The 13,275-nt window shown below is 59.2% G+C and carries 13 protein-coding genes; 3 read left to right on the forward strand and 10 right to left on the reverse strand.

The genetic code is table 11. The features are described from left to right. The first annotated feature begins 37 nt into the window (after positions 1–37). Positions 38–415, forward strand: coding sequence for an SCP2 sterol-binding domain-containing protein (locus tag AO388_RS10990; RefSeq protein ID WP_003368006.1), 378 nt, complete (start codon positions 38–40; stop codon positions 413–415). Here the strand turns inward: AO388_RS10990 and AO388_RS10995 are convergent, their stop codons facing one another. The 10 genes from AO388_RS10995 to AO388_RS11040 form a co-directional block, all read right to left on the reverse strand. Then, positions 416–2,377 carry a DUF7844 domain-containing protein gene (locus AO388_RS10995; protein WP_058416449.1) on the reverse strand — a complete coding sequence of 654 codons (1,962 nt, stop codon included), beginning with the start codon at positions 2,375–2,377 and terminating at the stop codon, positions 416–418. Next, positions 2,374–2,694, reverse strand: coding sequence for a DUF2388 domain-containing protein (locus tag AO388_RS11000; protein WP_003368012.1), 321 nt, complete (start codon positions 2,692–2,694; stop codon positions 2,374–2,376). The genes AO388_RS10995 and AO388_RS11000 overlap by 4 nt, the downstream gene beginning before the upstream one ends. Positions 2,695–2,732: 38 nt before the next feature. After that, the gene (locus AO388_RS11005; protein ID WP_003368014.1) at positions 2,733–3,038 is read right to left on the reverse strand and encodes a DUF2388 domain-containing protein; all 306 of its coding nucleotides are present in this window, start codon (positions 3,036–3,038) and stop codon (positions 2,733–2,735) included. Between the two features lie 86 nt (positions 3,039–3,124). Then, positions 3,125–3,442: a DUF2388 domain-containing protein gene (locus AO388_RS11010; protein WP_003368015.1), complete on the reverse strand. Its 318-nt coding sequence runs from the start codon at positions 3,440–3,442 to the stop codon at positions 3,125–3,127. Between the two features lie 312 nt (positions 3,443–3,754). Then, on the reverse strand, positions 3,755–3,970 hold the full coding sequence (locus AO388_RS11015; RefSeq protein ID WP_002555870.1) for a DUF1127 domain-containing protein: 216 nt from the start codon (positions 3,968–3,970) through the stop codon (positions 3,755–3,757). A 320-nt stretch (positions 3,971–4,290) separates the two neighbouring features. Next, a complete protein-coding gene (locus AO388_RS11020; RefSeq protein ID WP_058416450.1) occupies positions 4,291–5,784 on the reverse strand; it encodes an acetyl-CoA hydrolase/transferase family protein in 1,494 nt (497 codons plus the stop codon). Positions 5,785–5,963: 179 nt separating this feature from the next. Next, positions 5,964–7,418 (reverse strand): NAD(P)(+) transhydrogenase (Re/Si-specific) subunit beta, encoded by a 1,455-nt coding sequence (locus AO388_RS11025; protein WP_058416451.1) that lies wholly within the window; start codon positions 7,416–7,418, stop codon positions 5,964–5,966. Beyond that, the gene (locus AO388_RS11030; protein WP_002555867.1) at positions 7,415–7,738 is read right to left on the reverse strand and encodes an NAD(P) transhydrogenase subunit alpha; all 324 of its coding nucleotides are present in this window, start codon (positions 7,736–7,738) and stop codon (positions 7,415–7,417) included. The genes AO388_RS11025 and AO388_RS11030 overlap by 4 nt, the downstream gene beginning before the upstream one ends. A gap of 10 nt (positions 7,739–7,748) precedes the next feature. After that, entirely contained in the window at positions 7,749–8,870 is a 1,122-nt protein-coding gene (locus AO388_RS11035; protein ID WP_058416452.1) for a Re/Si-specific NAD(P)(+) transhydrogenase subunit alpha, read from the reverse strand. A 405-nt stretch (positions 8,871–9,275) separates the two neighbouring features. Then, entirely contained in the window at positions 9,276–10,199 is a 924-nt protein-coding gene (locus AO388_RS11040) for a LysR family transcriptional regulator (protein ID WP_058416453.1), read from the reverse strand. Positions 10,200–10,352: 153 nt separating this feature from the next. Here AO388_RS11040 and AO388_RS11045 point away from each other — a divergent pair, with 153 nt between their 5' ends. Both AO388_RS11045 and AO388_RS11050 read left to right on the forward strand, forming a co-directional pair. After that, complete coding sequence (locus AO388_RS11045; protein WP_003368026.1) at positions 10,353–11,534, forward strand: acyl-CoA dehydrogenase; 1,182 nt, start codon at positions 10,353–10,355, stop codon at positions 11,532–11,534. A gap of 9 nt (positions 11,535–11,543) precedes the next feature. Continuing rightward, positions 11,544–12,767, forward strand: coding sequence for a CaiB/BaiF CoA transferase family protein (locus tag AO388_RS11050; protein ID WP_177343131.1), 1,224 nt, complete (start codon positions 11,544–11,546; stop codon positions 12,765–12,767). Positions 12,768–13,275 lie beyond the last annotated feature (508 nt).

Genomic DNA, 13,275 nt, shown 5'->3' on the forward strand with positions numbered 1-13,275 from the left:
GATTCCGAGTCGGAACCCGCGTGTTCAGAGGCCGTGTATGAAATTTCGTTTCCTGTTGTGGATGCTGGGCCTGCTGATGGCCCGCGCCAGTCGTAACAATCCGGCGTTCCAGCAGCAATTGGCTGGCAAGGACCTGACCTTTCAGTTGCAGACTGCAGATGGCAAGATTTCACGTCACTTCGTGGTCCATGATCAACGGATCCGCAGTGCAAGTGGTACGGTTGCAGAGCCGGCCTTTGCCATCGTGTTTCGTGATGCAGCCTTTGGCTTTGATACTCTCCAGGCGAAGAACAAGCAGTTGGCGTTCATGAAGGGCATTCAGGACAAGGATATTCAGATCAAGGGCAACCCGGCCCTGGTGATCTGGTTCCAGGGCCTGGTCAAATACCTCAAACCGAAAAAGAAAGCAGCCTGATCACGGCAGCTGCAGCCCGCCTGCAGCCTTGTGCAACGCCCTCAGGTGCTCCGACACCTGTTTGAGGTTGGCTTCGTTGGCGGCAATCTCTTTGGCGCGCTCAGGCTCCAGCAGGGCTCGCACTTCCTTGTCGAGATCACCGGTCAGGCGCTTGAGCTGCTTCTGGCGCTGACTGCTTTCTGCTTCAAGACGCTGCCATTCTCCTGCCTGTGGCAAACCGTACCCGTCGCTGCCCAGCAGCTCGGCAGGCCGACTGAGGAACCCGCTGCTGGCGAGGATCTCCTGCAGCGTTTTGGTGGCGTTGGAAACCTTGCCGTCTTTCAACTCCCGTGCACCCAGATAGCTCTGTTTCACTTCGTCCTGGGCCAACAACAGTTGCCTGCGCAGGCTGGCCTGCTCCAGCAGCAGAATCGCAGCGCTGGTACGCAGATCGGCTTTAGCAAACCACTGGCTGCGCTCACTGGCGGGCAGCGCCATCCAGTCTTCCACGGTGTTCTGTTTGATCGGCAGGTGCTTCTTCAGCACTTCGAACATCGCCTGATAGCGATCCCGGTAGGAGTCGAACCGATAGCCCAGACGCAGCGCTTCCTTGGGATCGTCCAATACACTGGTGTCAGCCAGCCCGCGGCCTTCGAGGACTTCAAGCAAACCGTTGGGCAAGATGCTGTCCAGGCCGACGAGCTTGGGGTTGTGCGTACCGGCGCGCAACAGCTTCAGGTTTTCAACGGCGCAGTTGTTCGAGAGGAAGTAGTAGTTGCCGTCGTAGCTCCAGTGCATCTCGGCGGCGTGCTGCACGAGCCCTTCTATTTCCGGACGCGACAGCTTGATTGGTACCGACGCCAGGCTGCGCAGCTCGGTTTTGGTGTATTCATCGATGACCTGCGCCAGTGGCAGGACGAACAGGCGCGACGGGTAGGCCCCCATCAGGCCGTCCCAGCTGGACAGCTGCACGTCGCCGACAAACGCCCGGTACGACAGCACCAGGTGCTGATCAAGGTCCAGTCGGCAATCCGGACCACGCGGGCGGCCGGGTTTGCAAATCACCAGGCGCAACATGCTATGGCCCCAGCGGCTTGCCCAGTTCTGGTTCGCCTCGGCCAGCAGATAATCCACCGCATACACCCGCTCTGGGTCCAGCTTGCCCAGTGGCTCTCGGCCGAAGTCGCTGCCGGCATTCAGGTAGGGGTAAAACGTCGGGCATTCATTATGGGCTGCAGGTGCCCAGCCAAAACGCTCCTTGTAATAGGCATACAGGGCAGGGCGACGGCAGGCGTAGGTCGGATCGAGGAGGAAGTACTCCATGTTCACCGCCACGAACTCCAGCGGGCTGGTGGTTTCGTAGATGTCCGGGCTGCGGGCGACCTGGCCGTTATGTTCCTCGCGTTCGCCACGACGTCCGACATATTGCTGCCAGCCCGCCAGGTCCAGCAGGCGTGGATCGTCACTCAGGGTGAAGCGTCGCTCGGTCTGGCCGCGGCAGTCGTCAGGCAGACCGACCTTGCCCAGCGAACTGCTACGTGATGTGCAGCGAAAAATCGCCGCTCGCTCGCTGGGAGACCACAGGCGGGCGCGGTCGTAGACGTGGGTCAGCTCGTGCAGGACAGTAGCGAGCAACTCCCGGCGCACCGTACCGTGTGGCCGGCCCGTCTGGGCGGTGGCTGCCGAGCCGTCCGTCAAGGACGTCAGCAGGTGGCTGTTGAGGTACAGCTGATAGGGACCGGCGGCCTGACCGTAGGCGTTCTGCGGCATGTCAGCGGACCAGCTCACCTCGACGGTGCGGTCCAGTGCGTCGACGAAGCTGGGCGGTAATGCGTGCAGGGCTTCGTCGAGCAGCGCCTGGCTGGCTTGTTGTTGGGGCGCATCGAGGCCGTCGGTGTGCAGTTCCAGCTTCAGGCTGGCAAAGGCATGCGTACCGACCAGCGACAGCGCGCCAGCAAGCAGCCAGGCGCGAAACCGCCTCACAATGCGAGGATTGCTTCAGCCAGGGTCTGATCGCTTGCATCACGCGCTTCCGGCACGCGGCTACGCAGCGTGTCGAACGCAGCATCCAGTTGGGCACCGTGGATATCACCACCGGTGGCAACGTAGCTGGCAGCATCGTCCTTGGCCTGGAGAACGACCTTGGAGTCGCGGATCGATGTGGTGGTGTCGGAGGTGAAATCGATGGTACGGCCGAACGCACGAACGATGATGTTGCTCGTGGCCACAACAGTCTGGGCCTGGGCAAAGTCGGCCAGCAAGAGCAGGCCAAGGGAAGCAGCAATCAGCGGGGTACGCATGTAGTGACGTCTCCAGTTACGCGAAGAGGGGAAAGTGGCTATTGGACGAGGATTGCCTGCGCCAGTTCAAGGTCGCTGGCATGAAGTTTTGCATCTGCCTGACGCAGGGCGTGCAGCGCTGACTCAAGCCGGGCGCCACGCATTTCTCCGTCGCTGGCGATGAATGCAGCCGCATCGTCACGGGCAGCCATGATCAGTTTGTTATCGAACGGTCCTGTCGAGACCTGACTGGTGGCATAGGCGGTCTTGACCAGGCCTTGCGTGGTCGTATCGAACGCTTGAACCTGGCTGACGTACATCAGGCTGGCAAAGGGAGCGATATACAGAAGGTGCACTAAACGCATGACTTTCACGAACCGGCAAAACAGGCTCCAAGGCTAGCGCAATGCGCGGGCCAGAGCTACCCCGGCACGTAGCCGGGGCGCAGCGGTCAGATGGCCAGAATGGCCTGAGCCAGCTGGCTGTCGCTGGCTTGCAGTTCAGGCAGGACCTGGCGGATGTGCTGCAAGGCGCCTTCAAGGCGGGCGCTGCGGATGTCGCCGGAGCTGGCCACGAAGCTGGCGGCGTCGTCACGGGCGGCAAGAACGATCTTGTCGTCTTTCAGGGACGAGGACACGTTGGAGGTCGCGCGGGTCGATGCATTGACGGCATCGACCACTGCGTCGGTGGTGACGATGAAGCTGGAGGCGTTTGCACCGGCTGCGGCGGTCAACAGAAAGACAGCGCCAAGGTTACGTAGCAGAGACATGATCGAGTTCCGTTGTGGAAAAGTGGGCACAGACTGCCTGCGAAGCCGAAGGGCTGAGGTAGAGCGCTAGACTATCCCACCCATACTGCAGTTGTCATGAAGGTCGACGGTTTCGGCTTACACAGTTTGCAATATTTGATGACTGTACCTGCCGTATTTTGATTTTGTTAAATCTGTACTGGTTTGGCCGGCGCGCTCTGAATCTGCCCCTGAAACGACAAAACCCGTCTCAGTTGCCTGAGACGGGTTTTGTATGAAGCAATTCGGGTTGCTGGTGGGAGACCTAGAGGTCAAAGACCAGCGGGCGCATGTTTAGCGCCAGAACGGCTTGCTCAGCTCTTCGTAACGCTGGGATTCGCTGATACCGGCATCAGCCAGCAGGCGTGCATCCAGACGTGCCAGCTGGTGGCGGCTGGACAGGCGACGCTGCCAGAGCATCAGGTTGGCGAATACGCGCAGAGGCAGAGAGGCTTTTGCGGTGGTAACGGTGCTTTCGCTGAACAGATCGGAACTGATTGTACGTTCCATGGTGTGACTTCCTTCCGCTTGTGGCGGGATAAGTGAGTTGCTTGACTGGTACCCATTTTCCTCGCGTGCGTCCAGCTTCCATAGACACAGTTCACCTGTATTGTGAGGGTTCAGTTAACTGTGATTGGACACTGTTTTGTTCATAAATGGGGCAACTGTACCGGTCTGCACTTTATGGGTGCATTTTGTGTTCGATTGTGGTGATTTTGACCTTTCAAGGCAGTTTTATGACCGGTACAGCAGTACAGTTTTTCGATAAGCCCTTGGGTGCCAGCTGAAAGTGAATCGGAAAAGCGCTTGCTCACTTCCAACTGTCCTGTTCAGGCTGGCAGCATGCGCCCGGTTTCTTCCAGGTTGATGTGCCAACTCAGTGCTTCTCGCAGGATGTGCGGGGTATGCCCGCCCACGGCGCAAGCGGCACTGAAATAGGTGTTCAGCGCATCGCGATAATCCGGATGCACGCAGTTATCGATGATTACTCTGGCGCGTTCGCGTGGCGCCAGACCGCGCAGGTCCGCCAGGCCCTGCTCGGTGACCAGGATGTCGACATCGTGTTCGGTGTGGTCGACATGGCTGACCATGGGCACGACGCTGGAGATCGCGCCACCTTTGGCGATCGATTTGGTGACGAAGATCGCCAGGTGTGCGTTGCGCGAGAAGTCCCCGGAACCGCCAATGCCGTTCATCATGCGTGTGCCGCAGATGTGGGTGGAGTTCACATTGCCGTACAGGTCGAACTCCAGCGCGGTATTGATCCCGATGATACCCAGGCGACGGATCACCTCGGGGTGGTTGGAGATTTCCTGCGGGCGCAGTACCAGCCTGGATTTGTAGCGATTGAAGTCGGCAAAGACCTCAGCGTGCTTGGCCGCCGACAAGGTCATGGAGCTGCCCGAGGCAAAGGTCAGTTTGCCTGCATCGAACAGGTCGAATGTCGAGTCCTGCAGCACCTCGGAGTACATCGTCAGGTCCGTGAAGGGAGACGCCAGCAGGCCGTGCATCACGGCGTTGGCAATGTTGCCTATCCCGGCCTGCAATGGCATCAGCTTGTCGGTCAGCCGGTCTTCGCGCACTTCTTTCTTGAAGAACTCCACCAGATGATTGGCAATGGCCTGAGTGTCGGCGTCAGGCGGCGTTACCGTGGAGGGCGAGTCAGGCTGGTTGCTGATGACAATGCCGACTATTTTTGCCGGATCGATCTTCACCGCGTGGCTGCCGATACGCGAATCTGACTCCAGGACTGGAATCGGCAGGCGTGTCGGTCTGTAGCTGGGTATATAGATGTCGTGCAGACCTTCAAGCTCGAGTGGCTGGGACAGGTTGATTTCCACGATGACCTGTTTGGCCAGGATGGCAAAGCTGGCCGAGTTGCCCACGGAGGTGCTCAGCACCAGATGGCCCTCTTCGGTGATCGCCACGCATTCGATCACGGCCAGGTCCACCGCCTTGATCTGTCGATTGCGCAGCAGCTCGACGGTGTCGGACAAATGCTGATCGATGAACATCACCGTGCCGTTGTTGATCGCCTTGCGCAGCGTGCTGTCGACCTGAAAGGGCATGCGCCGGGACAGTACACCTGACTCGGTCAGCTGCTTGTCCAGGTCATTGCCCAGACTGGCGCCGGTCATCAGGCTGATTTTCAGCGGCGTCACTTTGGCGCGCTCGGCCAGCGCGTGGGGCACAGCCTTGGCTTCGCCTGCACGGGTGAAGCCACTCATGCCGACGGTCATGCCGTCTTCAATCAAGGCGGCAGCGTCGGCTGCGCTCATAACCTTGCTCATCAGGGAGGGCCGGCGGATACGGTCACGGTACATGGGTCTGTCTCGTAGATAGAAGCGAACGACAAGTCTAGAGCCTTGGCCGATCTTCGTCCTGCTACCAAGGTCGCATTTGACCGCTCTAATTAGCGGGTTCCAGCGCAAAACACTGTTACGCGGAATGTAAAAAGCCCCGGTCGCCAAGCGAGCCGGGGCTTCAATGGAGCGGGGTCAGGCTAGGCGTTTTCGACGGCCTTCACCATGTCCTCGATCACCTTTTTGGCGTCTCCGAACACCATCATGGTTTTATCCAGGTAGAACAATTCGTTATCCAGACCTGCGTAACCACTGGCCATCGAGCGTTTGTTGACGATGATGGTCTTGGCCTTGAACGCCTCCAGGATGGGCATCCCGGCGATAGGGGATTTCGGATCGTTCTTGGCGGCCGGGTTGACCACGTCGTTGGCACCGAGCACCAGCACCACATCGGCCTGACCGAATTCGGAGTTGATGTCGTCCATCTCGAACACTTGGTCGTAAGGCACTTCGGCTTCGGCCAGCAGCACGTTCATGTGCCCGGGCATGCGTCCGGCCACCGGGTGAATGGCGTACTTCACGGTGACGCCGCGGTGTACGAGCTTCTCGGTCAGTTCCTTGAGCGCGTGCTGGGCGCGAGCCACTGCCAGGCCGTAACCGGGCACGATGATCACCGTGTCGGCGTTGGTCAGCAAGAAGGTTGCGTCGTCTGCCGAGCCGGACTTCACCGGGCGTGCTTCCTTCGCACCCGCCGGGCCTGCCGAGTCCGTTGCGCCGCCGAAGCCGCCGCCGATCACGTTGAAGAACGAGCGGTTCATCGCCTTGCACATGATGTAGGAGAGAATCGCGCCCGAGGAGCCCACCAGCGAGCCCGCGATGATCAGCATCGAGTTGTTCAGCGAAAAGCCGATACCGGCGGCTGCCCAGCCTGAATAGCTGTTGAGCATCGACACCACTACCGGCATGTCGGCCCCGCCAATCGGGATGATCAGCAACACACCGATGACGAAGGCCAGCGCCAGCATGATCGCAAAGGCAGTGAGGCTGCCGGTGAACATGAAGGTCAGGCCGAAGAACAGCGTGGCCAGGCCAAGGACCAGATTGAGCATGTGCTGGCCGGAAAACTGTACCGGTGCGCCTTGAAAGAGGCGAAATTTGTACTTGCCCGAGAGTTTGCCGAAAGCGATGACCGAACCCGAGAAGGTGATCGCACCGATGGCTGCCCCGAGGAACAGCTCCAGACGGTTGCCGGCCGGAATCGCATCGCCCAGATTGCGAACGATGCCCAGTGATTGAGGCTCGACGACTGCAGCGATAGCGATGAACACCGCGGCCAGGCCGATCATGCTGTGCATGAACGCCACCAGCTCCGGCATTTTGGTCATCTCGACGCGCTTGGCCATGATCGAGCCAGCGGTTCCGCCCACCAGCAGGCCGACTACGATGTAGCCGATCCCCGCGCTGGTCCCTTCAGCGGTAGACAGTGCCGCGAGCTTGAAGACCAGGCCGATCGTGGTGATGACCGCCAGGCCCATACCAAGCATGCCGAACAGGTTGCCACGGCGCGAGGTGGTCGGGTGCGACAAGCCTTTGAGTGCCTGGATGAAGCAGATCGATGCGATCAGGTACAGCAGGGTAACCAGATTCATGCTCATGACTTGGGCGCCTCATCCTTTGCCTTGGGGGCCTTTTTCCTGAACATTTCCAGCATCCGCCGAGTGACCAGAAACCCGCCAAACACGTTCACGGCTGCCAGTGCGACCGCCAGCGTGCCCATGGTCTTGCCCAGCGGTGTGACCGTGAGCGCGGCGGCTAGCATGGCACCTACGATAACGATGGCAGAGATGGCATTGGTGACCGCCATGAGTGGCGTGTGCAGCGCAGGCGTGACGTTCCAGACCACGTGGTAGCCGACATAAATCGCCAGTACGAAAATGATCAGGTTGTAGACGCCGGGGGAAATCAGCTCTTCCATTGGTGTGTCCTCAGCCGTTCTTGCGGACAACTTGCCCGTCGCGGCACATCAGGCATGCGGCGACGATGTCGTCTTCGAGGTTGATCGAGAATGTGCCGTCCTTGTCGAACAGCAGCTTCATGAAGTCCAGCAGGTTGCGGGCGTAGAGCGCCGATGCATCGGCAGCGACCAGAGCGGGCAGGTTGGTGTGGCCGACGATGGTCACGCCGTGCTCGACAACCACTTGATCGGCAACGGTCAGCGGGCAGTTGCCGCCTTGTGCAGCGGCCAGGTCAATCACCACCGAGCCGGGCTTCATCTGCGCCACGGTTTCTGCGCCGAGCAGCACCGGGGCCTTGCGGCCGGGAATGAGTGCGGTCGTGATGACGATGTCCGACAGTTTCGCGCGCTCATGCACGGCAGCGGCCTGGCGTTGCATCCAGCTGGTCGGCATAGGGCGCGCGTAGCCACCAACGCCTTCGGCGCATTCGCGCTCTTCGTCGGTCTCGTAGGGCACATCAATGAATTTCGCGCCCAGGGACTCGATCTGCTCCTTCACTGCCGGACGCACATCCGAAGCTTCTACCACGGCGCCAAGTCTTTTGGCGGTGGCAATGGCCTGCAGGCCGGCAACGCCTGCGCCGAGGATCAGCACCCGGGCAGCTTTGACGGTGCCGGCAGCGGTCATCAGCATAGGCATGAAGCGCGGGTAGTGATGCGAGGCGAGCAGTACTGCCTTATAGCCCGCAATGTTGGCTTGCGAAGACAGCACATCAAGGCTTTGCGCCCGCGATGTGCGCGGCGCGGCTTCCAGGGCGAACGCGGTAATGCCACGTGCGGCCATCTTGCCGATCAGTTCGTTGTTGAAGGGGTTGAGCATGCCGATGACCACCGAGCCGCTTTTGATCAGGCTCAGCGCCTCTTCGTCAGGTGCGACGACCTTGAGAATCAGTTCGGCCGCATAGGTCTGGTGCGTGTCACCGATCACCGCGCCAGCAGCCTCGTAAGTGCTGTCTGGAACGCTGGCATGAAGGCCTGCGCCGCTTTGCACCGTAACCCGGTGACCCTGGCTGATCAGCTTTTTGATGGTTTCCGGAGTAGCAGCTACCCGGGTTTCGCCCGCTTGTGTTTCGAGAGGAACGCCAATGTGCACGACAAATCTCCTGCGCGATTTTTTATCGTTCGTATGTAGGCCAGTGCACTACGGCTGGTGCGTCTGGCTTGGCCAATCAGCACACCCCTTTGCAGCAGGGGCGGGGCATTTTGCAGGCGAAGTTTGCAGGCTTCAATACATTCTGTAACGAAACTATAGGTGAACTACAAGTCACACTGTGACCTATTGTCGCACTTGTTCGACAGGGCCCTTTGTTTGTATGGGCTGCGACGATATTCCTTACGAAAAACAGGTGATAAAAGTTTTTCTGCCGAAAATCCGATAAATGCGCCGTATCGACCTATAGACCCTATAAATAAAGGGTTATGTCCCGTTTTCTGTGCGCGATTGGAAGTTACTTCAGGGCGACATAAGTTTATATCTGTAGGTGCCAACAGCTATGGGCTACCTGAGATATGGGTCGGATTTTTCCTGGGGCAACTGGTAAGCCCGGGCCTGTTCGATCAGCCAGTCACGAAACGCAGTCAGCGATGCCGATTCAACTTTGCGCTCAGGAATCATCAGGTGATAGGCCTTACTGCCGGGCAGCGACCGAGTGTTCGCGATCACCAGACGCTTTTTCTGCAGTTCGCGTTGAATGAGGAAGGGGGGAATCAGAGCAATGCCCATGTCATGCATGGCCGCCTGCGCCAGCATCGAGAACAGCTCGTAGCGCGGACCGGTCATGTCGCGCGCGACATCCAGATCCTGCGCATTGAACCATTGGCGCCAGGCGTAGGGCCGGGTGGTCTGTTGCAGCAGCGGCAGTTCGGCCAGTTCACGTGCTCCCAGACTGTCGCGACCTTCAAGAAAAGAGGGGCTGCAGACCGGCATGGAGTTTTCGCTCATCAGTCGATGCGACTGGGTGCCGGACCAGTCGGCATCGCCAAAATAGATGGCGGCATCGAAGTCGGTGTCGGCAAACAGGAATGGGCGGGTGCGGTTGGTCAGGTGGACCGTGACGTCGGGATGCTTGTGCTGGAAGTCCTTCAGGCGCGGCAGCAGCCACTGAGTGCCGAAGGTCGGCACCACGGCGAGCTCGATGGCATTGGCGCCTTGTTGGCCCATGACCGACAGTGTGTCGCGCTCGACCGCGTCCAGTTGCTGGGAAACACGACGGCTATAGGAAAGCCCGGCTTCCGTGAGCTTTACGCCCCTGCGCGAACGCCGGAACAGCTCGACGCCGAGAAACTCTTCCAGCCCGCCGATTTGCCGACACACGGCGCCTTGCGTGAGGGACAGCTCATGAGCGGCCTTGGTGAAGCTCTCGTGGCGGGCGGCTGCCTCGAAGCTGACCAGTGCGGTCGTGCTGGGTATCTTGCGTCTCATGTACTTTCTTCTCACTGGTATTTTTGTTTTGGAGCGCCTTTATGTGTCTCGGAGTGAGAAATTAGCACACACGCTTGATAAAACCTCGTTTGTCGCTGGCATGGGCCAGGACTAGGATCACTGCAGGATTTCATCTGAACGCGAGGAACTGGCATGAGCGGTAAGGCAAGCTTTAACTGGATTGACCCCTTGTTGCTGGATCAACAGCTCACCGAAGAAGAGCGCATGGTCCGCGACACGGCCGAGCAGTTCGCCCAGAGCAAGCTGGCCCCGCGCGTGCTGGAAGCATTCCGTCACGAGAAAACCGACCCGGCCATCTTTCGCGAGATGGGCGAGGTGGGGTTGCTGGGGGCGACCATCCCGGAAGAGTTCGGTGGGAGCGGTCTGAATTACGTGTGTTATGGGCTGATCGCGCGTGAAGTCGAACGTATCGATTCGGGCTACCGTTCGATGATGAGTGTGCAGTCCTCGCTGGTCATGGTGCCGATCAACGAGTTCGGTACGCAGGCCCAGAAACAGAAGTACCTGCCCAAACTGGCTTCTGGCGAATGGATCGGTTGCTTCGGCCTGACCGAGCCCGATCATGGGTCCGACCCTGGAGCGATGATCACCCGCGCCCGGAGCGTCGAGGGTGGTTACCGCTTGAGCGGCAGCAAGATGTGGATCACCAACAGCCCGATCGCTGATGTATTCGTAGTGTGGGCCAAGGACGATGCCGGCGATATCCGCGGTTTCGTTCTCGAAAAAGGCTGGGCAGGCCTGAGCGCTCCGGCCATCCACGGCAAGGTCGGTTTGCGCGCATCGATCACCGGCGAGATCGTCATGGATAACGTGTTCGTGCCCGAAGAGAACATCTTCCCCGACGTGCGCGGTCTGAAGGGGCCGTTCACCTGCCTCAACTCGGCACGGTATGGCATTTCCTGGGGCGCGCTGGGTGCTGCAGAGTTCTGCTGGCACACCGCGCGGCAGTACACCCTGGATCGCCAGCAATTCGGCCGTCCGTTGGCGGCCAATCAGCTGATCCAGAAGAAGCTGGCAGACATGCAGACCGAAATCACTCTGGCCTTGCAGGGTTGCCTGCGTCTGGGGCGCATGAAGGACGAAGGTACGGCTGCCGTGGAGATCACCTCGATCATGAAGCGCAACTCGTGCGGCAAGTCGCTGGATATCGCGCGCATGGCTCGCGACATGCTGGGCGGCAATGGCATCTCGGATGAGTTCGGCATCGCCAGGCATCTGGTCAACCTGGAGGTTGTGAATACCTACGAAGGCACGCACGACGTGCATGCGTTGATTCTGGGGCGTGCGCAGACCGGCATTCAGGCTTTCTATTGAGGAGGGCTGATCATGGGCGCGCTTTCGCATATCCGGGTGCTCGACCTGTCGAGAGTCCTGGCCGGGCCATGGGCCGGACAGATCCTTGCTGACCTTGGCGCCGATGTGATCAAGGTCGAGCGCCCAGGGGGCGGCGATGACACTCGCTCATGGGGGCCGCCGTTCCTTCAGGATGCTGCGGGGCAGAACACTACCGAGGCGGCCTATTACCTGTCCGCCAATCGTAATAAACAGTCAGTCACTATCGACTTCACGCGCCCTGAAGGGCAAAGGCTGGTGCGCGAGCTGGCGGCGAAGTCCGACATCGTGATCGAAAACTTCAAGGTCGACGGGCTGGCGGCTTACGGGCTGGATTACGAGTCGCTGAAGGCGGTCAACCCGAGGCTGATCTATTGCTCCATTACCGGCTTTGGGCAAAGCGGGCCGTATGCGCGGCGTCCGGGTTACGATTTCATGATTCAGGCGCTGGGTGGCTTGATGAGTCTTACCGGCTTGCCCGATGGTGAAGAGGTTGCGGGGCCGGTGAAGGTCGGCGTCGCATTGACCGACATCCTGACGGGTCTGTATTCGACGACGGCCATTCTCGCCGCTCTGGCCCATCGTGATCAAAGCGATATCGGCCAGTACATTGATATGGCGCTGCTGGATGTACAGGTGGCCTGTCTGGCCAATCAGGGCATGAACTACCTGACTACCGGAATAGCGCCCAAGCGTTTGGGAAATGCTCATCCCAACATCGTGCCCTATCAGGATTTTCCCACTGCCGATGGCGACCTGATCCTTACTGTCGGCAATGACAGTCAGTTCAGGAAGTTTGCCGCTGTGGCGGGGCAGCCGCAGTGGGCGGAAGATCCGCGCTTCCTGACCAACAAGCTGCGAGTGGCTCATCGTGCCGAGCTGATTCCGTTGATTCGCCAGGTGACGGTGTTCAAGACCACTGCGCAATGGGTCAGTGAGCTGGAGGCAGCTGGTGTGCCCTGCGGGCCGGTCAATGACCTGGCTCAGGTGTTCGCCGATCCGCACGTGGTGGCGCGGGGTTTGGCCATAGAGCTCCCTCATGTGCTGGCCGGGCGTGTTCCGCAGGTGGCCAGCCCTATTCGGCTGTCCGAAACGCCAGTCGAATACACAAGGGCGCCGCCCTTGCTGGGAGAGCATACGGCGCAAGTGCTGCAGGCGCTGCTGGGGATTGGTGAGGAAGAGATCACTGTGCTGCGCGAGGCAGGGGTGCTGTAGCTATATAGAAGAGAGCGTTTGCGAAGAGCTCTTCTATATAGCCAGGGAGCCTTTAAGGTTAATTTCGGCGATTTTGAAATTAACGGTTGACGCCCTCTGTGAGGTGTCTATAATTCGCCCCACATAATTCGCCCCACTTCCGGCGCAGACGGAAACGAAAAAGCCTTGTAGATCAATAGTTTGCAAGGTTTTGGGGTGAAGGGTCAGCGAGGAAGTAGGTCGGGTCTGAATTGATCGGCAGCGGTGAGAAAAAAGAGTTTGACACGCGGTTGTAACGCTGTAGAATTCGCCTCCCGCTGATGAGCAGCTCCAGAGTTGATCGCAGCGCAAGTGGTTGAAGTTGCAAAGGAAACTTTGAAAACTTCTTGAAATAAACGAAAGGTCTTAACCCACCGCTCTTTAACAACTGAATCAAGCAATTCGTGTGGGTGCTTGTGGTGTCAGACTGAAGTCAACAGATTATCAGCAACCCAAGTTACTCCGCGAGAAATCAAAGATGTAACCAACG

This window comes from Pseudomonas sp. ICMP 10191 (assembly GCF_001467335.1).
Lineage (GTDB): Bacteria > Pseudomonadota > Gammaproteobacteria > Pseudomonadales > Pseudomonadaceae > Aquipseudomonas > Aquipseudomonas cerasi.

What these genes read in the sequence shown, in the direction of transcription:
- AO388_RS11030 (WP_002555867.1), bottom strand. Translation starts at nt 7,738, where the DNA reads ATGGAAGAGCTGATTTCCCCCGGCGTCTACAACCTGATCATTTTCGTA.
- AO388_RS11000 (WP_003368012.1), bottom strand. Translation starts at nt 2,694, where the DNA reads ATGCGTACCCCGCTGATTGCTGCTTCCCTTGGCCTGCTCTTGCTGGCC.
- AO388_RS11015 (WP_002555870.1), bottom strand. Translation starts at nt 3,970, where the DNA reads ATGGAACGTACAATCAGTTCCGATCTGTTCAGCGAAAGCACCGTTACC.
- AO388_RS11045 (WP_003368026.1), top strand. Translation starts at nt 10,353, where the DNA reads ATGAGCGGTAAGGCAAGCTTTAACTGGATTGACCCCTTGTTGCTGGAT.
- AO388_RS11010 (WP_003368015.1), bottom strand. Translation starts at nt 3,442, where the DNA reads ATGTCTCTGCTACGTAACCTTGGCGCTGTCTTTCTGTTGACCGCCGCA.
- AO388_RS11020 (WP_058416450.1), bottom strand. Translation starts at nt 5,784, where the DNA reads ATGTACCGTGACCGTATCCGCCGGCCCTCCCTGATGAGCAAGGTTATG.
- AO388_RS11025 (WP_058416451.1), bottom strand. Translation starts at nt 7,418, where the DNA reads ATGAGCATGAATCTGGTTACCCTGCTGTACCTGATCGCATCGATCTGC.
- AO388_RS11005 (WP_003368014.1), bottom strand. Translation starts at nt 3,038, where the DNA reads ATGCGTTTAGTGCACCTTCTGTATATCGCTCCCTTTGCCAGCCTGATG.
- AO388_RS11040 (WP_058416453.1), bottom strand. Translation starts at nt 10,199, where the DNA reads ATGAGACGCAAGATACCCAGCACGACCGCACTGGTCAGCTTCGAGGCA.
- AO388_RS10990 (WP_003368006.1), top strand. Translation starts at nt 38, where the DNA reads ATGAAATTTCGTTTCCTGTTGTGGATGCTGGGCCTGCTGATGGCCCGC.